This window comes from Staphylococcus nepalensis, assembly GCF_002442935.1.
Lineage (GTDB): Bacteria > Bacillota > Bacilli > Staphylococcales > Staphylococcaceae > Staphylococcus > Staphylococcus nepalensis.
Genome location: NZ_CP017466.1, coordinates 1,366,607 through 1,390,213, shown reverse-complemented (window position 1 = coordinate 1,390,213; position 23,607 = coordinate 1,366,607). Strand labels below are relative to the sequence as shown.

The following is a 23,607-nucleotide window of genomic DNA, read 5'->3' as shown; positions in this document are numbered from 1 at the left end:
TATAATTGAACTATTTATTAATAATATTTAAGTATAAAATTCATTTTATATATTTAATGAAGAATGAATTTACTAATACAAAAATAAAGAACCTTACTTACTCCAAATATTTTTATTATGGTACTAGATGTTGTGTTTTCTCAATTACTTCCAAAAGATAGAGATTATCTTTATAGATTTTCGGCTAAAAAAACTATAAAATAAGAGTAAACTAATTTTTTATGATTAAACAAGACTCAAATATTCAATTCGAACCTTGTTATTTCGATTTAAATTTATGTTTATTTAAATAACTAGTATCGTTATTATATTTTTATATTGATTATTAATATAAAAATCAAAAGATTCAACACTGTCGTTCTATTCATAAATTTATCTTCTTTCTTCCCATAAAATATACAAGATTTTTCTGTTGCTAATATTTCAATCAACCACTTAAAAAAGCATAGTCTGCTTTCAAATGTATAAAATACAAATTGAAATAGCTACGCTTTAAATAACACTATTCTTCTTTTTTTACTTCTTCTACAGTTTTTTCAACTTCTTCACGGGTCATTTTTTCGCGCCCGTCTTTCATAGCCTTAAGCGTTTTATGTGCAAAAGCTAAAGGTAACCGACAGAATAATAAAATAGTTCTTTTATGAATTGCTTTCATGTACGCATCAGCTTTTGCTAGGTTTTCTTCGGCATAAGCAAATAAGTCTTCACGTGTCCAATCGTCTGGAACAAAACTCACATCTCGCTCCTCAAGATCTTCTTCTTCATTTCTTAAAATATTTACTGCTTGAAGACCACGACCATACCCTATTGCTAGCTCTCTATCTGTTTTCACGCCTGCGCAGAAATCCCATAGTTGAGAAAGCATTACACCTACAAGCCCTGCTACGTAATATGTATAATCGTCTAAATCTTCTCGCGTTTTAATGCTCCAGTTTGCTTTTGCCCATTTTCCCATACCATATGCCATTTCACTAGAAGATGCCATAACTATCGATCTTGTTTGATCTGGGCATGCATCCAACCAATCCCCTAAACTTACTGTAACCTCAGGTAATTTGTCTTTAACGGGGTTAATAACCTCTAAATATCTTTCTTCATCAAAAGGTGCTTTAAGTAATTCACTGATTTGCATTAACATGCTATGTTTTAAGTCATTTTCAATTTCTTCATGATCCTCGATTTCATCTATTGCACGCATAACTAAATATGCACAAGCTACTGAGTGTTTTAGTTCTTTTTCTAAAAAAGTTATTGGAATATAAAACGTACGGCTTGTCTCTTTTAAAACGCGCATAGCATCTTTTGGGAATTTCTTATCTGCCATTTTATGTCTTCCCCTCCCTTTTCTTGATATTATCATATTATTACATATTAAAATAGCATATGCTATGATGAAGTTATTTTTATTACTATCATTTTCGAAAAGTGTAGATTTTAAGTATAAATTGTTATTTTTAATTTTGTAGGACTTGCAATGTACTTTTTTAATTATTTATAAATAGATATTTCTTTAACAAATTAAAAAGCGAGAATGAAATCAAAAATAAGTAAGTTGATTTCAAATCCCGCTTTTAAATGATAACTGTATTCCTAAAATTTGGCGAATCAAATTTTACTTTGGTTTTACAGTTCAAGATAATACTTATGCAATTTTATACAAACTCTTCATATTCATATGGATTTTGTCCTTCGACGCGTCCGTCTTCACCTTTATCTAAAGCGTCAATTGTTTGTATATCATCTTCTGAAAGTTCAAAATCCAAGTAATTAAAATTATCTGTTTGGTGTATATATTGAGAAGCTTTAACTACTGGAAAAACTTGTTTTTGGTTTATCCAATTAATGATAATTTGAGCAGTTGAACGGTTATATTTTTGAGCTATTTCTTTGATTGTATCGTTTGTTAACACATCGTTGATTTCACGACCTAATGGGCTCCAAGCTTCGGGTAATACACCGCGTTTAAGGCATTCTTGGATTAATGCGTTGTTATTAAAGTATGGTTGTATTTCTATTTGATTGGTTGCAGGTGTTACACCTGTTGCTTCAATAATGTCATCTAAATGCTCAGGCATGAAATTAGATACTCCGATTGTTTTAATTAATCCATATTTTTGAGCATCTACTAAGGCTTGCCAAGCTTCCACATATTTACCTTGTTTAGGATTAGGCCAATGGACTAAATATTTATCGAAATAATCTAAGCCCGTTCTATAAAGCGACTCTTGTATCAGGTTAATGGCTTTATCATATTCATGACTTGAACCTGGTAATTTAGCACTTACATAAATGTCTTCTCTTGGAACACTTGAACGACGAATAGCTTCACCTACCATACCTTCATTGTTATAGTTTGTGGAAGTATCAATAACTCTATAACCTAGATTCAACGCATTTTCTAATTGTTTAACGCCGATGCCTCCTTGAACATTAACAGTGCCTAACCCTATATGTGGTAGCATCGTGCCATCGTTTAATAGAAATTTTTCATATAAACTCAAAATATAACTTCCTTTCAATTCATAATATTCAATTAGTAAGGGAATATTGTTATTTTCACCTTTTAATAGTTATATTTATTGTTTACCCACTTCTAATACCTTTTAATCTGTATTTGAATTTCATAATGCCTAATTAAATATTAATAGAACAAGTTAACTTCATGCATTTTTAAATGTACTAACGCCGTTTCTATACAATAAGCGATATAGATAAAAGGAATAAGCGGTATTTTAATTTTTCTTTTCTTCAACTTTAATACTAAAATGATAGCAAAAACACTACCGCTTAAAAATGTTAAAAATAACACATTGATAAAATATATGTAAGGTAATAAATAAGATAACAGAGCACAAATTAAAATATCTCCATAACCAATCGCACTTTTAAAGCATATATAAAAGAGATGAAGTATAAACGTGATGACTAAAAATTGATACACATTTCCCTCAATAATAAAAATACTACTAATGGCAAATATTAAATACATATGTAAAGGGATAGACAAAGTTTGTAAATCATATAACGAAAATATAAGAAGAAATAAATATATCAATAAGAAGGAAGTTAACGCTTCAGAGGTAAAACTGAATAGCAAATAAAATGCTGGTATAAGTGACGTTATTTCGCCGATAAGATAATACTTATTGAGTTTTTGATAGCAGCATGAAGCGCGTCCCCAAAGTTTAATATAGCTGACTACGGGTATCATATCTCTAAATTTTAATTGTTGGTTGCAAAAATCACATTTAGATCTCAAAAGTAAATATTTTAAATTGAATTTTTTCATGAAACACAAGTGATAAAGAAAACTAAACAGTATAGGACATACGATGAGTAGTAGTAGCAATGTTCGCCTCCTGTCCTCATTATATCACCCTTGATTTAAGGTTATAAGAAAAAAGTCATTTATTAAATTATAATATAAAAGAGCAATGAAAAAGCTAGTTAATCACTCAGTGTTTCTCTCACTAACATTGAAAAAACACTAAATCATTACTAGCTTTTTAAAAAATCATAAATTAATATATTATAACTAGAAGTTAACTTTAGATTTAACTTCACTGATAAAATACAAACTACCTGTAATCACTAAACCAGACCCGTTATAATTTTCAATAAATTGAACAAAGTCGTCTATAGTTTCTTTTTGCTCGAAACGTATTTCGTCATATATTGTTTCTTTAGTACACGCTTTGGGAAAATCAAAATCCGTTACATAAAAAGTTGAAGCGACTGTTTTCAATTGATCAACCATGCTATGGATTGGTTTTCCTTTAATTGCAGCGTATAAGATATCTACAGACTCTAATTTGTAATAATCTTTTAAAGTTTTAATTAGAGCTTCTACGCTTTCTAAGTTATGCGCGCCGTCTATAATCATTAGTGGTTGATCTTTAACTTTTTCAATTCTTCCTGTCCAATTGACCGATTCAATGCCATCAATCATTTTATTAAAATCTAACTCGACTAATCCTGACTCATTCAATTCTATAAGCGCTGTTATTGCTAATGCAGCATTTTCTTTTTGATGTTCGCCCAACATATTTAAAATAAGTGTTTCTAATTCATAATTTTTATAACGGTAAGTAAACTCATCACCTTGAGAAATCACACTAATATCTCTATCTAACTCTATACCTTCTGCATTTTGTTGTTCTACAAAATCTCGAATAACTTTCAGTGCGTCTTCATTTTTTACTGCGTAGATTACAGGTGTATCTGGCTTAACAATTGCGCCTTTATCTTTTGCAATATCTACATAAGTATCACCCAAAATATCTACATGATCTAAACCAATACTTGTTAAAATACTAAGTATTGGTTTAAATACGTTTGTTGAATCATTTTTGATACCTAATCCTGCTTCTACTATTACAAAATCTACTGGATGGATTTCTCCGAAATAAAGAAACATCATAGTTGTAATAATTTCAAATTCAGTTGCTGTGCCAAGTTCTGTTTCTATTTCTAATGCTTCACTTACTGGTTTTACTTTTTGAACTAATGCTACGATGGCGTCATCACTAATAGGCGTACCATTTAAACTTATGCGTTCATTAAATGTTTCTATAAAAGGCGATGTAAAGGTACCGACCTCATATCCATTATCAACGAGTGCTGATCTTAAATATGCAACAGTTGACCCTTTACCATTCGTACCACCGACATGAATACCATTGATATTAAATTGTGGGTTATTTAATCTATTTAACATCCACTCCATGCGTTTAACACCTGGTTTAATGCCAAATTTAGTTCGTTCATGTATCCAATATAAGCTGTCTAGGTAATTCATGTTTAGGACTCCTATGCTTTTAATTGATTAATACGTTCTTGTACACCGTCATATTTTTCTTGATATGTTTGTTTTTTTTCACGTTCTTCATTAATAATTTTTTCCGGTGCCTTATTAACAAAGTTTTCGTTAGCTAATTTTTTATTAACACGGTCCAACTCTTTTTCCCATTTTAATAGCTCATTTTCTAGTCGTTCAATTTCTTTATCCATGTCAATTAAGCCTTCTAATGGTAATACAACTTCACCTGCAGATGTGATGGATGTCATTGCTTTTTCAGGAATTGTGATAGATGTATCGATAACCAATTCACTTGGATGACAGAATCTATCAATGTAATTTGAATTATTTGTTAACGTATCTTTTAAATTTTCATTTTTAGCTTGAATGAAAATTGGAATTGCTCTTGATAATGGTGTATCTACCTCTAATCGGGATTGTCTCACTGATTTAATGATTTCAACTAGTTGTTGCATTGTTTCTTTACTCTCATCAAATACGAGCGCTTTGTTTACTTTAGGCCAAGCCGCATTGACAATGGTCTCACCTTCATGAGGTAAGTTTTGCCATATTTGTTCTGTGACAAATGGCATAAATGGATGTAGCATTCTCATCGTATTATCTAAAACATATGTTAATACAGATCGTGTTACTTGTTTTTGAGTTTCATCTTCGCCGTTCATTGGTATTTTACTCATTTCGATATACCAATCACAGAACTCGTCCCAAATAAAGTTATAAAGTGCTCTACCAACTTCGCCAAATTCATATTTTTCACTTAAATCTGTTACTGTATCAATTGTTTCATTCAAACGAGTTAGAATCCATTTATCTGCTAATGAAAGATTACCAGTTAAATCAACATCTTCAACTTTAAAATCCTCACCAATGTTCATAAGACTGAAACGAGCAGCATTCCAAATTTTATTGATAAAATTCCAAACAGATTCAACTTTTTCTGTAGAATAACGTAAATCATGACCAGGTGAAGATCCTGTAGCTAAGAAATATCTTAAGCTGTCTGCGCCATATTCGTCTATAACATCCATTGGATCCACACCATTACCAAGTGATTTACTCATTTTACGCCCATCTTCTGCACGTACTAATCCATGTAATAATACATCATTAAATGGACGTTGGCCAGTAAATTCTAAACCTTGGAAAATCATTCTTGCTACCCAGAAGAAAATAATGTCATAACCAGTTACAAGCGCATTGGTTGGATAATAACGTTGGAAATCCTCGCTTTCAACATCAGGCCATCCTAACGTTGAAAATGGCCAAAGCGCACTAGAAAACCATGTATCTAATACATCTTCATCTTGAGTCCAATTTGCTTCATCTTTAGGTGGCTCTTCCCCAACATAGATTTCTCCTGTTTCATTATGATACCAAGCAGGTATTTGGTGGCCCCACCATAATTGACGAGAAATTGTCCAATCTCGAATTTCTTCCATCCAACGGTTAAACGTTTTTTCAAATCTATTAGGTACAAAATCAATTCTATTATTTGTTTTTTGGTTATTTAAGGCTTGTTCTGCTAATGGTTTCATTTTAACAAACCATTGTGTAGATAAGTAAGGTTCAACCACTGCGCCTGAACGTTCAGAATGCCCTACTGAGTGTTCATGTTCTTCTATTTTAATCACTAAGTCTTGTTCTTGTAAATCTTTAACTAATGCTTCACGACACTCAAATCTATCCATGCCTTGGTATTTACCAGCATATTCATTCATATGGCCAGATTCATCCATAACAGTAATACGTTCTAAATCATGTCGGTTACCTATTTCAAAGTCATTTGGGTCGTGTGATGGCGTTACTTTCATCGCACCACTACCGAATTCAATATCAACATATTCATCTGCTAATATAGGTAATTCCCTTTCTACTATTGGTAAGATAACTTTTTTACCGATAACATCTTTATAACGTTCATCATTAGGGTTTACCACGATAGCAGTATCACCTAACATTGTTTCTGGACGCGTAGTAGCTATTTCAATATAACCTTCGCCATCCGCATAAGGGTATTTGAAGTGATAAAATTTGCCTTGAATATCTTCGTGGATAACTTCTATATCAGATAAAGCTGTACGCGCAATTGGATCCCAATTAATAATATATTCACCACGATAAATTAAACCTTTATTATACATGTCAACAAAGACTTTTTTCACGGCTTTACTTAAACCTTCATCTAATGTAAAGCGTTCTCTACTATAATCTAGCCCTAAACCTAATTTAGCCCATTGTTGTCTGATAAACGTAGCGTATTCTTCTTTCCAATCCCATGCCTTTTCTAGGAATTTACTTCTACCTAAATCATGACGAGATAGTCCTTCTTCTTTAAGTTTTGCTTCTACTTTAGTTTGTGTAGCAATACCTGCATGATCCATACCAGGCAAGTATAATGTATCGTACCCTTGCATGCGTTTCATTCGCGTAATAATATCTTGTAATGTTGTATCCCAAGCATGTCCTAAATGTAATTTTCCTGTTACATTCGGGGGCGGAATGACAATCGTATATGTTTCTTTTGAATGATCTTCTGAAGCTTTAAAATAGCCATTATTAACCCACTCGTCATAACGTCCAGCTTCAACTTCATTTGGATTATATTTTGGTTTCATTTCCATATGTTAAAATCCTCCTTAAATAAATAAAAAACCCATCCTATAAATAGGACGGGTTTTCCGTGGTACCACCTAAATTCAAGAAATTAGCATTCCAATTTCAAGCACTCAAAATTATGATTAACGCTCAAACACGCTTTAACTTAATCTATAATCAAAATCAATGATTTATTTCAGTCAAAGTTCAATGTGGGCTACCTTCAATAAGTTAAATTGTACATTTTCAGCAACCATGTACTCTCTGTTAAATTTCAGCTTATTTACTCTTCCCAGTAGACTATATTCCTTTACTTGATTATAGTATAATGGATATGAAAATAAGTCAATAAAATGGAGTGAAATTTATGAACGAATGTGCATTCGGTACAAAAGATCCTGTTTATATTCATTATCACGATGAAAGTTGGGGCCACCCACTTTATGATAACCTAAAATTATTTAAACTAATAGCTTTAGAATCCCAACATGCTGGACTTTCATGGTTAACTATTCTAAAGAAGAAGTCATCTTATGAGCAGGCTTTTTATCAGTTTAACCCAGCACAAATTGCACAAATGACTTCAGAAGATATAGATAGGTTAATGGTATTTCCAAATATTATACATAACCGAAAAAAATTAGAAGCAATTGTAAATCAAGCCAAGGGCTATTTTGAAATTGAAAAAGTGTATGGCAGCTTTAGTGATTTTTTATGGTCGTATGTTGATTTTCAACCTATAGATTGTGGGTACACTAATCCAAGTGAGCGTGTTACAGTCGATGCACGTGCAACTGAACTCTCTAAAAAATTAAAACAGTTTGGCTTTAAGTTTTTAGGTCCTGTAACTGTTTATTCATTTTTAGAAGCTGCAGGTTTGTATAATGCACATTTACAATCTTGTCCATTCAATCCAAAGTATTATAATGGCAAAGGGTTTGAATAATCAAGGTGTTAGATAGCAGCGATATTGCTTAAACGACTACATTGTTCTGTGCCGTTCTGCCTCTCAAGCGTGACAAAATACAAAAGAATAACTGCTCGCTTATTTTGTACAGCCTCATTAATTTCACACTATTATATCAATAACGCTCTACTCTCTTTAATTTATTTCAATTACAAGATGATTTAAATTAACTATAAATCTATTCCTAACTATGTTCTAACCTTATCACTGATTTCAAATTTCAAACAAAAAACCACTCCGAAGAGTGGTCAAAGGATGAAGTACTGGAGGTACTTCATCCTTTATATTATCAAACAAAATTATATTGTTCAACGCAATAATTATTAAAATATTGTAAACTTGTTAAAGTGTTAGGCGAGGTTGTATATCCAACAATCATTTTTCATTATGATAACCTTGTCTTGCTCTATATTTAAGAAAATAATTTAACATCGGTGCAATTAAAAATAGTATAAAGAATATTCTAAAGATATGATAACTCGATATCATAGCTACATCAGCACCTGTTTCAATGGCAACTAACACAATTTGACTCATTCCCCCAGGCGCTGCACCTAAGAATAGTTCGTTTACTTGGTGATGAGAAACAGAAGATATAAATAGTACCATTACAAACGCAAGTAAAATCAATAAAATATTTTGAAAAGCGATTGCTACAGCAATTCTTCCTTTCATTTGATCTAATAGTTTTGCAATTTGTATACCTATACGTATCATATATATGATTTGAGCAGCAGCAATAATATAATTATCTAACGTAAACGTCGCACTAGTAAATAAATTCCAACAAATAAGTACAAGTATTGGTGCAAGTAATTGCTTCGTTGGAAAATTTATTTTTTTCATAACAAAATAAACAACAGTTATCGCAATAATTAATATAAGTATATTAGGGAGGGTTAAAGCTTGTGTTAAAGTTTTAGTCGTATTGGTAGCAAGAGCCCCATCATTATCTGGATTTTTAAAAAAGTAAGATAAAAAAGGTACGAGTATTACAACAAAGATAATTCTAGAAGTTTGCGTTAGACTCACTACCATAATATTCGCTTTTTTATTCTCTTCCGCCATAATTAACATCTGGCTCAAAGCACCTGGAATAACGCTAAGTATCGCTGTTTCAGTATTAACATTGGCAATTTTTTTAAAGAAATACGCAATAATTAACGCTAATACAAGGAGCATGACAGTAATCATAACGATGGTAAACCAATCATCTTTAATATCTAAAATAACAGTTTTAGTAAAAGTAGAACCGATTTGAACACCTAATAATACTAATCCTATTTGACTCAACCAAAATGGCCATTGTACATCTAGGTGTAAATAACGTATACAAACGATACTAGCAATAATCGGACCAAACATGAATGGAAGTAAAACATGTGCCGCATTAAGTATCAAACTAAAAATAAGTGCTAGTATTAATACGATTAAGTTACCTTTTAATTGCTTATTCATATTCTCACAACTTTCTTAAGTATCGTCACCCTATTATGTAAATTTAAAAGGAGCGAGTTAGAAATCAAAATGTTTAATTTGATTTCGAATCCCCGCCCCCAAAGGTAAAAAAGAACTAGTATACTTACTGTAACGAAACCGGCCATCTAAAACACTTTACTGTTTCCATCAGTATAGTACATTATTGATGTTAAATAAAGTTGGTATATATTAGACAATACGACTTAAAGCAGTATCAAACGCTTCTAATGTTTTTTGGATATCTTCCTCAGTGTGTGCAGTTGAAAGGAATGTGCCTTCAAATTGAGATGGTGGTAAAAAGACACCTTCTTTAGCCATTTCTCTGTACATTTGGCTAAACATTTCTAAATCACTTTGATTCGCCTCTTCAAAATTGGTTACTGGCCCTTCATTTAAGAAATAGCCTATCATAGAACCAGCACGATTAACAGTGATTGGAGCATTATGTTTTGCAAAAATAGTTTTCAAACCATCTTCTAATAGGTCCCCAAGTTTATTGAAATAATCATACGACTCAGGTGTTAATTGTTTTAGTGTTTCATAACCACTCGTCATTGCTAATGGATTACCTGATAACGTACCTGCTTGGTAAATATTACCTGAAGGTGCTATATGATCCATAATTTCTTTTTTTCCACCAAAAGCAGCTGCAGGCAAGCCACCACCAATCACTTTACCTAAACACGTTAAATCTGGTGTCACATTAAAGTATCCTTGCGCACAGTTATAACCTACTCTGAAACCAGTCATTACCTCGTCAAAGATAAGTAATGAGCCGTATTCATTTGTGATATCTCGTAGTCCTTGCAAGAACCCTTCAACTGGTGGCACAACGCCCATATTACCAGCTACTGGTTCTACAATCACGCCTGCGATATCGTCACCATATTCTTTAAATGCAACTTTAATAGATTCTAAATCATTGTATGGTACTGAAATTGTGTTTTTAGCTATGCCTTCTGGTACACCAGGGGAATCAGGTAGCCCTAATGTCGCAACACCAGAACCTGCTTTGATTAATAGTGAATCACTATGGCCGTGATAACAACCAGTAAATTTCACAATTTTATTTCTACCAGTATAACCTCGGGCTAAACGTAAAGTATCTAGCGTTGCCTCTGTACCTGAAGAGACCATACGTAATTTTTCAATAGAAGGAACGCGGTCTATAACAAGTTCAGCTAATTTATTTTCAATAATTGTTGAAGCACCAAAGCTAGTCCCATTGTCTACAGCCTCATGTAATTTTTCATTTACTTGCTTATTCTTATGACCCAAGATTAAGGGACCCCAACTTAGTACGTAATCAATATATTCATTACCATCAATATCATATATTTTTGAACCTTGTCCATGATCCATAAAAATAGCAGGTGTGTCTACTGATTTAAATGCTCTTACTGGACTATTTACGCCGCCTGGCATCAGTTGTTCGGCTACCTTCATTGCTTCTATAGAATTATTATATCCCATTAAAATTGCCTCCTTATTGTTCATCAATATATTTACAAATATCTTTAGAGAAATAAGTGATAATCATGTCAGCGCCTGCACGTTTCATTGAAGTCATTTGTTCCATCACTACTTGTTTTTCGTCAATCCAACCGTTAAGCGCTGCAGCTTTAGTCATACTGTATTCACCACTCACATTATATGCGACTACAGGCACATTGGTTGTATTTCTTACATCTCTGATGATATCTAAAAAGCTTAATGCAGGTTTAACAATCATCATATCGGCGCCTTCATGTAAATCACTTTCTAGTTCTCTCAATGCTTCTCTTCTATTGGCTGGATCCATTTGGTATGTTTTTCTATCTCCAAATTGAGGTGTAGATTCAGCAGCATCACGGAATGGTCCAAAGAAACTTGAAGCATATTTAATACCATAACTCATAATTGGTATATTGTAATAGCCTGCTTCATCTAGACCTGCTCTAATTTCAGCAACAAAACCGTCCATCATATTACTAGGCGCAATAATGTCAGCACCTGCTTCAACTTGGGAAATGGCAGTTTTAACTAATAGTGGTAATGATTTATCATTATCTACATCTTGCGTTTTTTCATTAATGACGCCACAATGGCCGTGATCTGTATATTCACATAAACATGTATCTGCTACGATAAGTAAATCGTTGTACATTGCTTTGGCTTTCCTAGTCGCTTCTTGAACAATACCATTATGGTCATAAGCGCCTGTACCAACAGCATCCTTTTCGTTTGGTACGCCAAAGAACATAATACCTCTGATGCCTAATTCATAAGCTTCTTTTATCTCTTCATCAATTAAATTTAAACTTAATTGGTATACGCCTGGCATAGATTTAATTTCTTCTTTAACATTGTCGCGTTCAACTACAAAAATTGGATAAATTAAATCTTCTTTACGTACGTGTGTTTCACGCACCATATCTCTCATAGATTTGCTACTGCGTAATCTTCTATGTCTATCAAATTGCATCATTTTCCCAACTTTCTAAGATTTTATTTGTTAATGAGTCTAACGTTTGTATATCTGAAATAGTGGCATCATAGCCATAGTGCATTATAGTATCCAATGTTTGCTGACCTATTGCATAGTAATGGTTAAATACAGGCGTTGGACCTTGTTCAAAAAAATATTTCACTGCTGATGAACTCGCAAACGTGATAGCATCTAATTCATTATATTTCATCATTCGTTTAACCATTTCAATGTTATCTTTATGTGGTATAGGTCGGTATAAATCAATTTTACATACATGATGCCCTTGTTGTTTTAAACTATTTTGTAATAAAGGACGCGCTTGTGCACTAGAAGGTATCAAAATATTACTACCCTTTATAGTTTTAAAGGATTTAAGAAAACCTTCTTGCGAATAATCCGATGGATAATATAGAACATCAAGCCCGATTGATTTGCAATATTCTGCAGTTTTAGCGCCTATTGCAGCAAATTTTTTCACTTTCACTTGCGATAAAAATGATTGAAAATATCTGACTGCGTTTTTAGACGAAAAAATAAGCCAGTCATAGTCGACTTTTAACAAATTTAAATCAAACGATAACGGTTCCACATCTATAAAAGGCTTGTGTAGAATATTTATACCATCTTTTTTAAATTCGTTAGTTTGTGTCATAACTATCACTGGTCTCATTATTTTCACCTCGAACGATTATTGTTCTTCGTTAAGTGCTTTAATTATTTCATATGCGCCTTGCGCATTTAAAACTTCAGTAACTTTTTCACCGAGCTCAACTGGATTTGTACCACGCTCTGTGTGTTCGTAACGTTCTTTACCATCAGGTGACATGATTAGTCCTGTAAATACTATTGTACCATCACTATTTTTACTAGCATAGCCTCCGATAGGCACCTGACAGCTTCCATTCATACGCTCTAAAAATGTACGTTCAGCGGTTACACATTCGGCAACGTCATGGTTATGGACTTGTGTTAATAAGTCTAATAATGCTTTATCATCCGACCGACATTCAATGCCTAAAGCGCCTTGTCCTATTGCTGGTATTAGCGTATCTTCATCCAAGTAGTCAGTAACGATGTCATCTGACCACCCCATACGCTTAAGTCCTGCCGCAGCTAATAGTATAGCATCATAATCTTCATTTTCTAATTTACTTAATCGCGTGTCTATATTTCCACGAATCCATTTTATTTGTAAATGAGGATATTTAGCAAGTATTTGAGCACCACGTCGTAATGAACTCGTACCAACTATACTATTATCAGGTAATTCATGTAGAGGAACATGATTTTTTGCTATATAAGCGTCATAGGGATTTTCTCGATCGGGCACACATCCTAAAGTTAATCCTTCAGGTATAACACTTGGGACATCTTTTAAAGAATGTATAGCCATATCAATTTCTTGACTAAACAAGGCATTTTGGATTTCTTTAACAAATAAGCCTTTGCCTCCAACTTTAGATAATTGTTTATCTATAATACGGTCGCCTTTTGTTACGATTTCTTTAATTTCTATCTCTAAACTAGGGTCAATCGCTTTTAATTTATCAATAAACTGTCTGCTTTGCGTTAAAGCTAATTTACTTCTACGTGAACCTACAACTAATTTACGCATCATGCGCAACCTCCTAGAAAAAATCTATTTAACTTAATCATACATCATTAAATACCTGTCCATTGATGAAAATCAGATATATGCGAAGCGAAAAATAAATTAATCATACTAAGACAAAATAATATGATATTAAAATAAATCAATTTGTGCTTATTTATGATTTTTTTCACTCTAAAAATCAAATAAATTCCATATAATAACGTTATTATTAACGACATGATTACTTTAGGATCTATAAGAATATATCCCCCTAATGTATTGAATCCCCATTGTGCACCTAATATGATACTAAATATAATGAAAGTAAAACCTATTAAACTACTATAGAACACGACTTGTTCAAGTGTAGCTACACTTCCAATCCTAAAATATTTTTGATCAAATTTCTTTTGTTTCAAATTATTATATTGTATTAAATACAATATACAATTGACAAAAGCAAATGCAAATAATGCATAGCTAATGACCGCAAAACTAATATGGACTATGAGCAATTCATTTATAATATTTAATTTCTCACCCGTACTTTGATATCGCATCGGTTGGAATGTATTAACAGCAATTAATAGAAAGCCAATAATATTAAATAGAAATATCGACAAATTAATTTGCTTAATCACACTAATCACTATTGAAATAGAAATGATTAACCATGCTAATGCAAAGAACACATCAAAAATGTTTCCTAGGGGGATTTGTTTTGTCACATTTATATATAAAGATAAAGAGATTGTTTGTAACATCCAAACAACCCCTAATGTAACAAAACCAATCGTTTTAATCCTATGGTTTTTTCTCACAAAATCAAAAAAATAACAAGCAATGCTAAGTAAATAAATTAATAAAATAAGTTCATTTAGTCTAATGAACAAAAATTCTTGCATATCATCACCATTTGCATATGCTTATTCAAAACTAAAAATTTGACTTGTCGTAGCTACATTACGCTTTTTCTTTTTGGGTTCATAAGCTTGTTCTGCTTCAATGTCAAAAATGTTTTGAAATAGCTCTAATTTTTCGTTACCTTTTTTGTCACTACTCAACTCTTTAGCCTGCTTAATAGGATCTTTTAACATTTGGTTAATGATACTTTTGGTGTGTTTTGATATAATTTTGCGTTCTCTTTCTGTTAAACCTGGGAGTTTTCTATCAATACTACTCATTGTATCTTCTTGTATATTCATTGCTTTTTCTCTAAGCGCACGAATTACAGGAACGACACCTAGCATATTAACCCATTCATTATGTGCGTCAATTTCTGCTGGTATTCTCTGCAAGATTTCATTGGCTGCATTCTGACGTTCTTTAAGGTTAGCATCTACTAATCCTTTCAAATCGTCAACATCATAGTTAAACACATCTTGAACAGCATTTATATCAGGTTCAATATCTCTTGGAACTGCAATATCTATTAACACAAGTGAATCATTTTTTCGTTGCGATTGTATTGAACTGATCATGTGATCCGTAATAATATACGTATCTGAACTAGTTGAACTTATAACTATATCGGCATGAGCCAAAAGTTGTGGTAGTGCTTCCATAGATTCATATTTAACATCATGTGCTATAGCTAACTGTTGCGCTTTGCTCACAGTTCTATTTACTATAGTAATATCTGTTACATTTGAACCTATCAAATTTAAGAGTGATAATTCACTCATTTCCCCTGCACCGATAATCAAAGCTTTTTTATTATTAATTTTGCCAAACACTTTCTTACTGAGTTCAACTGCTGCATATGAAACACTTACTGCATTATCTGCTATATCAGTGTCATTGTGCGCTTTTTTCGCAAAAGTAATTGCTTGTTTAAATAAGTGATTAAATACAGTACCCGTCGTATCTTCTTCTTGAGCAACAAAGAATGCATCTCTGATTTGTCCAAGAATTTGAGTTTCACCTAATACTACAGAATCTAATCCTGAAGTAACTTGCAATAAGTGTCTTACTGCATCGTCCCCCACAGTTACTTCAGTCATAGCTTTAATCTCTTCTACTTCAAATCCAAAATTTCTCGCTAAAAAACGTTGAATATAATAGCGACCTGTATGAATTTGATCAACAACCGCATATACTTCTGTACGATTACAAGTTGATAATATTACATTTTCTAAAATAGATTTAGTTTCGAATAAATCAACATTGGCTGAACGTATGGCATCATCTTTAAAAGCAACTTGTTCTCTCAGTGCTACATCTGCTGTACGATGATTAATGCTTATCGCAATTAAATGCATTTATAACGCCCTCCATACATATTACAATAAGTAAATTATAACACAATTATCATTTGAGTTAAGCAACTTGCACACGTAAATTAGAAATATTCTAATTTACATTCAAATAGTTGTCATAATTTGTACAATTAATGTTGCCCATATCATTGTTATTAATTTTTATAAATATTTTTCAATTATATTCCATACCTGTTGTTGCTTACTATTTTTTATAGAAGAATAACTTATAATTTCATCTTCAGGTTCCATTTCAAGTTTCCGTTGTACATTGGATAAATGTTTTTGGACTTTACCTTTTGCGATTTTATCTTCTTTAGTTGCAACAACCAATATTGGAATATCAAAATATTTCAAATAATTATACATTAAAACGTCATCTTCTGTGGGATTATGTCTTAAGTCAACGAGTTGAATTACCAGTTTTAGAGACGCTCTCTGCGAAATATACTTTTCAATCATTTTCCCAAACGCTTCACGTTGTTTTTTGCTTACTTTGGCGTAACCATATCCTGGTACATCTACAAATACAAGCTGGTTATCAATATTATAAAAATTGAGCGTCTGCGTTTTACCAGGTTGTTGTGATGTTCTAGCCATATTTTTACGACCAATCATGCTATTGATAAACGTTGACTTACCAACATTAGATCGGCCACTCAGCCCAACTTCACTCAAACCTGTTTCAGGATATTGTTCAGGCTTGACAGCACTTATTAGTAATTCAATTTTATTAGGATTTATTTTCATTACCGACCCTCTTTTCTATTAAACATACTCCATTATTATATTACACAATTTCAAATAATAATATGTATTTTTCTATGATTTTATACCTTTTAACAAAGAAAGAGGCTAAGACATAAATACGTCTCAGCCTCGAATTTCATATCGGCACTACCGCTACTTGAAAATAAATTTTGTGTCAAACTTTTTCGAGTTTAGCATGTTCGCCGTTACACAACAAAACAATCTTTTTTTAGAAAAATTGGAATTGTATCGTTTTCTTTTGTGTTACTAAATTAAGCAGAAGTTTGTTCCTTGTTTACAAGGTTTCCTTCTTTATCGTATAGTTCAGGATTTTTTTCTTCATTAATTGTTTCTTCAGTTATAACTACTTTTACAACACCTTCAGAAGATGGCACATCGTACATAATATCAATCAGTGCTTCTTCGATAATTGAACGCAATCCACGTGCGCCTGTTTTACGTTCTATGGCTTTATTACTAATAGCTGATAATGCTTCATCTGTAAATTCTAATGCTACATCATCAAGTTCTAACATTTTAGTATATTGTTTCACTAACGCATTTTTAGGTTGCGTTAAGATGTTTTTCAATGCATCTACATCTAATGTTTCTAAATTAGCAACAATTGGCACACGACCGATAAATTCAGGGATTAAACCATATGATTGTAAATCTTCAGGTCTAATTTGTTCAAGGATAGCATCTTCATCATATTTAGATGCTTCGCTACTTGAAAAGCCAATCACTTTTTCTCCAAGTCTACGTTTGATTACTTCATCAATACCATCAAATGCACCACCAAGTACAAATAAGATATTCGTTGTATCAATTTGAATTAACTCTTGGTTTGGATGTTTACGACCACCTTGTGGCGGCACGCTTGCAGTAGTACCTTCAAGAATTTTTAATAATGCTTGTTGCACACCTTCACCAGACACATCTCTTGTAATAGATGTATTCTCTGATTTTCTAGCTATTTTATCAATTTCGTCTACATAAATAATGCCTTTTTCTGCTTTATCTACATCAAAATCAGCTGCTTGAATTAAGCGTAGCAGAATATTTTCAACATCGTCACCTACATACCCGGCTTCAGTTAGACTCGTAGCGTCTGCAATCGCAAAAGGTACGTTTAAAGTTTTAGCTAGTGTTTGAGCTAGAAGCGTTTTACCGCTACCTGTTGGTCCGATTAATGCAATATTACTTTTTTGTAATTCAACATCATCTTCGTTTGGACCTAAATTTTGAACACGTTTATAATGATTGTACACTGCAACTGCTAGAGACTTTTTAGCTTTTTCTTGGCCGATAACATAATCATTTAATTGGTCCATAATTTCTTTAGGAGTTGGTAATTCTGTTAGCCCCTCAGATTCTGACTGAGCTAATTCTTCTTCAACTATTTCTGAGCATAGCTCAATACATTCATTACAAATGTATACGCCACTTCCTGCAACCAACTTCTTAACTTGATCTTGGTCTTTACCACAGAAAGAGCATTTTAAATTTTCTTCATCTTCATTGAATTTGAACATTCTATTTACACCCCTATTCCCTAAAGACTATACTAGATAGCATTTTAATATGCAACTTGAAGAAAACTCAAGTTTTTTGCACAAAACATTGTAGCAGACACATTGTTCAAATGCATCTGCTACTAATTTACAATATTAAACAACTAATCTATATTCCTACAAACAATATGCTTGAGAAATGTTTAGTTACGCTTCTGAGTCATCTTTAGATGGTTCTACTAATTTTGCTTCTTCAACTAATAAATCGATTACTTTTTGGATACGCACATCATTTTTCACAATGTCAGTATTTCCAAGTGTTTGTTTAATATCTTCAACTGAGATATTAAATTGTTCACTCATTTTTTCTAATTCTTTATCGATATCAGCGTCAGTTACTTCTACTTCTTCTGCATCAGCAATCGCAGTTAAAGTTAAGTTTGTTTTAACGCGTTCTTCTGCGTCGTCTTTCATTTGTTCTCTTAACTGTGACTCATCTTGTCCAGAAATTTGGAAGTAAGTTTCTAAATTAAGACCTTGTTGTTGCATACGTTGTCCAAATTCTTGAACCATACGGTCTAATTCAGTTTTAATCATAGCTTCTGGAATATTAATTGTTGTGTTATTAGTTGCTTTATTGATAGCTTCCTCTTTTTGAGTGTTCTCAGCTTCAGTTGCTTTTTGTTCAGCTAAACGTTTACGTAAATTGTCTTTGTATTCGTCTACTGAGTTAGCTTCTGCATCTAATTCATTCGCAATTTCATCATTTAATTCTGGAACATCTTTATATTTGATTTCATTTACTTTTGTTTTAAAAGTAGCTTCTTTTCCAGCTAATTCTTCAGCGTGGTATTCTTCTGGGAAAGTTACGGTAACATCTTTTTCTTCGCCAGCTTTCACGCCTACTAATTGTTCTTCGAAGCCTGGAATGAATGAACCTGAACCAATTTCAAGGTCATAACCTTCAGCTTGTCCACCTTCAAATTGTTCACCATCGACATAACCATCAAAGTCGATATTGACAGTATCACCGTTTTCAACTGCGCCGTCTTCTTTAACAACCATTTCTGCTAAATGACCAAGTTGATGATCGATTGATTCTTGTAATTCTTCTTCTGTTAATTCAGTATTTTGTTTTTCAACTTCTAAACCTTTGTACTCACCTAATTCTACTTCAGGTTCAACTACAACATTTGCTTCAAATGTCATATCTTCACCTTTTTCAATTGATGTCACGTTAATTTCTGGTTGATCAACTGGTTTGATTCCAGCTTCGTCAATAGCTTCACCGTAAGCTTCTGGTAATAAGATATCAACTGCATCTTGATACAATGCTTCTACACCAAAACGTTGTTCAAAAATTTGGCGAGGTACTTTCCCTTTACGGAAACCTGGCACATTAATTTGTTTAACCACTTTTTTGAAAGCTTGATCAATTGCTTTGTCTACTTTTTCTGCTGGAACAGTAACAGATAAAACGCCTTCGTTACCTTCCTTTTTTTCCCAAGTTGCTGTCATGTATAAAAACCTCCATGATTATCCTATTTTATTTTTTCAACTTCATTATTATAGCACACGTCAAAGCTCGACACAAATTATGAACTTTATATGAATAATCAATGAAAAATTGAAACTTATTTTACTTTTATATTTCCTTTTTAACGTTTACCCATGAATCAAATAAGTTAAATATAAAATCCACTATTTTTCTTTATCTAAAGAAACGATAAATGTAATAACATGGTTTGTTTCATCTAATATTTCTAAGCCTACCATAGATTTAAAGTAGTTACTATACGCTTCTACCCAAGCATCTTTGGTTGCAATGTTTTCAATATTTATTGGATAAAGTAAAATGGCATGATTGTTCAATAAGTGAAGCGCTTCTTCAATAAGTTGCGCTGCGTCATCCTCAATATTTTTCAAAACATTTGGAATAACATCAGTCTTAAACGTCGTGTGTTCCAACCCTTCAAGTTGGTATGGTATCACATCAACTTCAAATCCAAATTTATGGATGTGAATTGTTGATTCGCATTCAGCAAACCGTAAATATTCTAACATAATACTTACAACGTTTGGTGCTAAATGTCCGTCATTTAATAAATGCATAACTGTTTCTTGGTAACGATATTGACTATAATCAATTAACGATAAAATTGTATTAACTTGTTCCCTTAACGTTAAAGCATCAAAATTTTGTAGCATTTGTGCTGCCCGTGTATTATGCTTATCTATTTGACTCAAAGCATATTCTTTAATAGGAAAAAGTTCCATTCTTGTCTTATGGTCATTTACTTCATCGATAATTTGGTTGATGATTTCGACAACTTCAAAATATTGACCCAAACCATTTAAGCTTTGTACATAATAGATGATTAAATCATCGTAATTTGAAATGCCTTGTTTTAATAAAATGATCGCTTCTTCACGTAACTCTAAGTAATGTTCCATCTTATAAAGCATAGCACATTTCAACAGAGCCATTTGTTCATCAAGTTCAAACTGTGCTTCTAGTGACTCAAACAGATTATACATTGTTTCAAAGTCATGCTTATTATATGATTGCTTTATTTCTCTAATCAATTTATCTTTTGAGCGTGGAAATGGAATAATATCAGACATTGATCAACACCTCTATTGTATTGCCTGTAATATGAGTGCACTCCATGTTTCAAAATCATCATATTGCTCTATCTTATTATGATTTACCCATTTGATTTTTAAAGTGTCTGTTTCTTTAGCCTCTACATCATTACTATCGACTTTAATTTTAAAGACAACACCCAAGTGGACTTCACCAACTTCATTTGTATCATCATTGATAAAACCTATGTATGCTAAATTTTGAGATTTATGCTCTGGTAAACCTACTTCTTCATCTAATTCTCTTTGAGCATTTACTCTGAGCACTTCGTTAATAGATTCAGCGCCTTTAACATCATTCATATGACCACCAACGCCAATAGAAGATTGGCCATGCAAACGAGATTCTCCACCGCCAGAAAGACGTTCATAAACTAAAATTTCATCGTGCTCGTTTTCTAAGATACAATATGAAATAAGTTGTTTGTAACTTGGATCTTCTTCCATGTCACCACGACGTTTAATTTCATATTTAGAAAGTGTTTCAAAAATGTCTTGACCTTTATTAGAATTTTTATCTAAAAAACCATTAAATTGATTATTTTCGTTATCAAATAAAACTTTTCTTGGTACTACTGTAATCATTTCATCAAATTTAGACATTGGTTTCTCCTTCATATGTGACTTCCTTGTCATTTTATCAAATCATTTACATATCTCAAAATGATACTACAGTTAATAAGGTACAGACAGAAATACAAAATTTCAATACCTCGAGATCTCCCACAAAACGTTTCTGCCTATGAGACAAAACACAAGCGTAGAAGCATTTTCATACACAATGGCATGTTCCAATCATTATATATAAACGATTCGTTTCCATAAGCAGAAGATGTCAACTAAAACGCATGCACAAGCTTTACTTTAAAAGGCGTCGTTCTCTAAACATTTGATACTCATATGTTTCATCTACATAATCATTGCTGACACCACATAAAACAGAGCGAGATAGAAATCACATTTTGCTAAAATGATTTATCTAACTCGCTCCGATAAGATGGTTATAAAAAAGTATACAAGCTTGATATTAAATACATTTTCATTTTAGTTATTTATATTGTCTATATATCATTTAAGGCCAAGACATTACATATGTCTTAGCCTCTTTTAACTTAAAAATTATTTTAAAGCGTCTTTAGCTTTAGCAACTAATTCAGCAAAAGCTTTTTCATCTGAAATAGCAATCTCAGAAAGCATTTTACGGTTAACATCAATACCAGCTTGTTTTAAGCCATTCATTAATCTTGAATAACTCATATCGTGTTGACGTGCAGCTGCGTTGATACGTGTAATCCATAATTTACGGAAATTACGTTTTCTTTGACGACGATCACGGAAAGCGTATTGTCCTGATTTCATAACTTGTTGTTTTGCAACTTTATATAATGTGTGTTTAGCACCGAAGTAACCTTTAGCTAATTTAATCGTTTTTTTACGACGCGCTCTTGTTACCGTTCCACCTTTAACTCGTGGCATAATAAATTCCTCCTCAAAATGTGTACATTCTTAATTTTTCGTTGTTTCTTATAGCTATATCATCAATTATTTTTTATAAGTTAATAATTGTTTTACACGTTTCATGTCTGATTTGTGTACTAATGAAGCTTTACGTAATTTACGTTTTTGTTTAGTAGTTTTGTGTGCAAACATATGTGAAGTGAAAGCTCTTGAACGTTTTAATTGACCTGAAGCAGTTCTTTTAACACGTTTAGCAGCTCCACGGTGTGTTTTCATTTTAGGCATGATTCATTTCCTCCTGTATTATCAAATATTATTTTTCATTTATTGGGTTAAGCATAATGAACATTTGACGTCCATCCATTTTAGGTTTTTGCCCAATAGTTGCAATATCTTTGCATTCTTCAGCAAATTTTTCTAAAACACGTTGTCCAATCTCTTTATGCGTAATCGCACGACCTCTGAAACGAATTGAAACTTTACATTTGTCGCCTTTTTCTAAGAATTTACGTCCGTTTTTCAATTTAGTTTGGAAATCATGTTCCTCAATTGTTGGACTTAAACGAATTTCTTTAAGGTTAATTGTTTTTTGTTTCTTCTTCATTTCTTTTTCTTTTTTCTGTTGTTCGAATTTATATTTTCCATAATCCATTATTCTTGCAACAGGTGGTTTAGCATTTGGAGCCATTATGACTAAATCTAAACCAACTCGTTCAGCCATTTCTAAGGCTTCAGATTTCGATTTAACACCGATTTGTTCTCCATCTTGCCCTATTAAACGTAATTCTTTTGCGCGAATCTTTTCGTTAACTTGAGTCTGATCTTTTGCTATGGTTGACACCTCCAAGATTTTTACGAAATTATCCCAAGCAAAAAGAGCGAGTATATAATATACCCGCTCTTCTCTACACATGATCTTTCCATGTATATATAGACCTGCCAACTGCATTCAGCGTCGCTACAGGTGAGAAGCGGGAGCTTCTACTTGGTTCGTTTCGTATTCAACATTACCTATCTTAGCAACAATACTGATATAAGTCAATACTTTGTTTGAATA

Annotated in this window: 21 protein-coding genes and 2 other annotated features; of the genes, 1 reads left to right on the top strand and 20 read right to left on the bottom strand. The window is 32.5% G+C overall.

What is annotated here, in order from left to right; genetic code table 11:
• Window positions 1-502 precede the first annotated feature (502 nt).
• The 5 genes from BJG89_RS06515 to BJG89_RS06495 form a co-directional block, all read right to left on the bottom strand.
• On the bottom strand, window positions 503-1,324 hold the full coding sequence (locus BJG89_RS06515) for a squalene/phytoene synthase family protein (protein ID WP_096809289.1): 822 nt from the start codon (window positions 1,322-1,324) through the stop codon (window positions 503-505).
• Window positions 1,325-1,652: 328 nt separating this feature from the next.
• A complete protein-coding gene (locus tag BJG89_RS06510; RefSeq protein WP_198401699.1) occupies window positions 1,653-2,462 on the bottom strand; it encodes an aldo/keto reductase in 810 nt (269 codons plus the stop codon).
• A 179-nt stretch (window positions 2,463-2,641) separates the two neighbouring features.
• Complete coding sequence (locus BJG89_RS15045; protein WP_096809285.1) at window positions 2,642-3,349, bottom strand: prepilin peptidase; 708 nt, start codon at window positions 3,347-3,349, stop codon at window positions 2,642-2,644.
• Between the two features lie 186 nt (window positions 3,350-3,535).
• Complete coding sequence (locus BJG89_RS06500) at window positions 3,536-4,798, bottom strand: bifunctional folylpolyglutamate synthase/dihydrofolate synthase (RefSeq protein WP_096809284.1); 1,263 nt, start codon at window positions 4,796-4,798, stop codon at window positions 3,536-3,538.
• Between the two features lie 11 nt (window positions 4,799-4,809).
• Complete coding sequence (locus tag BJG89_RS06495) at window positions 4,810-7,440, bottom strand: valine--tRNA ligase (protein ID WP_096809283.1); 2,631 nt, start codon at window positions 7,438-7,440, stop codon at window positions 4,810-4,812.
• A 41-nt stretch (window positions 7,441-7,481) separates the two neighbouring features.
• Window positions 7,482-7,720, bottom strand: a binding site (T-box leader).
• Between the two features lie 61 nt (window positions 7,721-7,781).
• Between BJG89_RS06495 and BJG89_RS06490 the strand changes: the two genes are divergently transcribed.
• Entirely contained in the window at window positions 7,782-8,360 is a 579-nt protein-coding gene (locus BJG89_RS06490; protein ID WP_096809282.1) for a DNA-3-methyladenine glycosylase I, read from the top strand.
• Window positions 8,361-8,756: 396 nt separating this feature from the next.
• On the opposite strand, the gene BJG89_RS06485 is transcribed toward BJG89_RS06490, so the two are convergent.
• The 15 genes from BJG89_RS06485 to infC all read right to left on the bottom strand — a co-directional run bounded on the left by BJG89_RS06485 (window position 8,757) and on the right by infC (window position 23,391).
• Window positions 8,757-9,839, bottom strand: a complete 1,083-nt coding sequence (locus BJG89_RS06485; protein ID WP_096809280.1) for an AbrB family transcriptional regulator — start codon at window positions 9,837-9,839, stop codon at window positions 8,757-8,759.
• A 210-nt stretch (window positions 9,840-10,049) separates the two neighbouring features.
• Window positions 10,050-11,333, bottom strand: coding sequence for a glutamate-1-semialdehyde 2,1-aminomutase (gene hemL, locus BJG89_RS06480; protein ID WP_096809278.1), 1,284 nt, complete (start codon window positions 11,331-11,333; stop codon window positions 10,050-10,052).
• Between the two features lie 13 nt (window positions 11,334-11,346).
• Window positions 11,347-12,324: a porphobilinogen synthase gene (hemB, locus tag BJG89_RS06475; RefSeq protein ID WP_096811208.1), complete on the bottom strand. Its 978-nt coding sequence runs from the start codon at window positions 12,322-12,324 to the stop codon at window positions 11,347-11,349.
• Window positions 12,314-13,000, bottom strand: a complete 687-nt coding sequence (locus tag BJG89_RS06470) for a uroporphyrinogen-III synthase (protein ID WP_096809276.1) — start codon at window positions 12,998-13,000, stop codon at window positions 12,314-12,316. Before BJG89_RS06470 ends, hemB begins: the two co-directional genes overlap by 11 nt.
• 18 nt (window positions 13,001-13,018) lie before the next feature.
• Complete coding sequence (gene hemC / locus BJG89_RS06465; protein ID WP_096809274.1) at window positions 13,019-13,945, bottom strand: hydroxymethylbilane synthase; 927 nt, start codon at window positions 13,943-13,945, stop codon at window positions 13,019-13,021.
• Window positions 13,946-13,992: 47 nt separating this feature from the next.
• Window positions 13,993-14,829, bottom strand: a complete 837-nt coding sequence (ccsA, locus tag BJG89_RS06460; protein WP_096809272.1) for a cytochrome c biogenesis protein — start codon at window positions 14,827-14,829, stop codon at window positions 13,993-13,995.
• Between the two features lie 21 nt (window positions 14,830-14,850).
• Window positions 14,851-16,185, bottom strand: coding sequence for a glutamyl-tRNA reductase (gene hemA / locus BJG89_RS06455; protein ID WP_096809269.1), 1,335 nt, complete (start codon window positions 16,183-16,185; stop codon window positions 14,851-14,853).
• 159 nt (window positions 16,186-16,344) lie between these two features.
• Window positions 16,345-16,932 carry a ribosome biogenesis GTP-binding protein YihA/YsxC gene (gene yihA, locus BJG89_RS06450; RefSeq protein ID WP_096809265.1) on the bottom strand — a complete coding sequence of 196 codons (588 nt, stop codon included), beginning with the start codon at window positions 16,930-16,932 and terminating at the stop codon, window positions 16,345-16,347.
• Between the two features lie 272 nt (window positions 16,933-17,204).
• A complete protein-coding gene (gene clpX, locus BJG89_RS06445; RefSeq protein WP_096809263.1) occupies window positions 17,205-18,467 on the bottom strand; it encodes an ATP-dependent Clp protease ATP-binding subunit ClpX in 1,263 nt (420 codons plus the stop codon).
• Between the two features lie 186 nt (window positions 18,468-18,653).
• A complete protein-coding gene (tig, locus tag BJG89_RS06440; RefSeq protein WP_096809261.1) occupies window positions 18,654-19,964 on the bottom strand; it encodes a trigger factor in 1,311 nt (436 codons plus the stop codon).
• Window positions 19,965-20,147: 183 nt separating this feature from the next.
• Window positions 20,148-21,071: a hypothetical protein gene (locus BJG89_RS06435; RefSeq protein WP_096809258.1), complete on the bottom strand. Its 924-nt coding sequence runs from the start codon at window positions 21,069-21,071 to the stop codon at window positions 20,148-20,150.
• A 12-nt stretch (window positions 21,072-21,083) separates the two neighbouring features.
• Entirely contained in the window at window positions 21,084-21,695 is a 612-nt protein-coding gene (locus BJG89_RS06430; protein WP_096809256.1) for an NUDIX domain-containing protein, read from the bottom strand.
• Window positions 21,696-22,211: 516 nt separating this feature from the next.
• Window positions 22,212-22,568, bottom strand: coding sequence for a 50S ribosomal protein L20 (gene rplT, locus BJG89_RS06425; RefSeq protein ID WP_096809253.1), 357 nt, complete (start codon window positions 22,566-22,568; stop codon window positions 22,212-22,214).
• Between the two features lie 66 nt (window positions 22,569-22,634).
• On the bottom strand, window positions 22,635-22,835 hold the full coding sequence (gene rpmI, locus BJG89_RS06420; RefSeq protein ID WP_096809251.1) for a 50S ribosomal protein L35: 201 nt from the start codon (window positions 22,833-22,835) through the stop codon (window positions 22,635-22,637).
• Window positions 22,836-22,863: 28 nt separating this feature from the next.
• Window positions 22,864-23,391: a translation initiation factor IF-3 gene (gene infC, locus BJG89_RS06415; protein ID WP_096811207.1), complete on the bottom strand. Its 528-nt coding sequence runs from the start codon at window positions 23,389-23,391 to the stop codon at window positions 22,864-22,866.
• 23 nt (window positions 23,392-23,414) lie between these two features.
• Window positions 23,415-23,543 (bottom strand) — a sequence feature (ribosomal protein L20 leader region).
• Window positions 23,544-23,607: the final 64 nt, after the last annotated feature.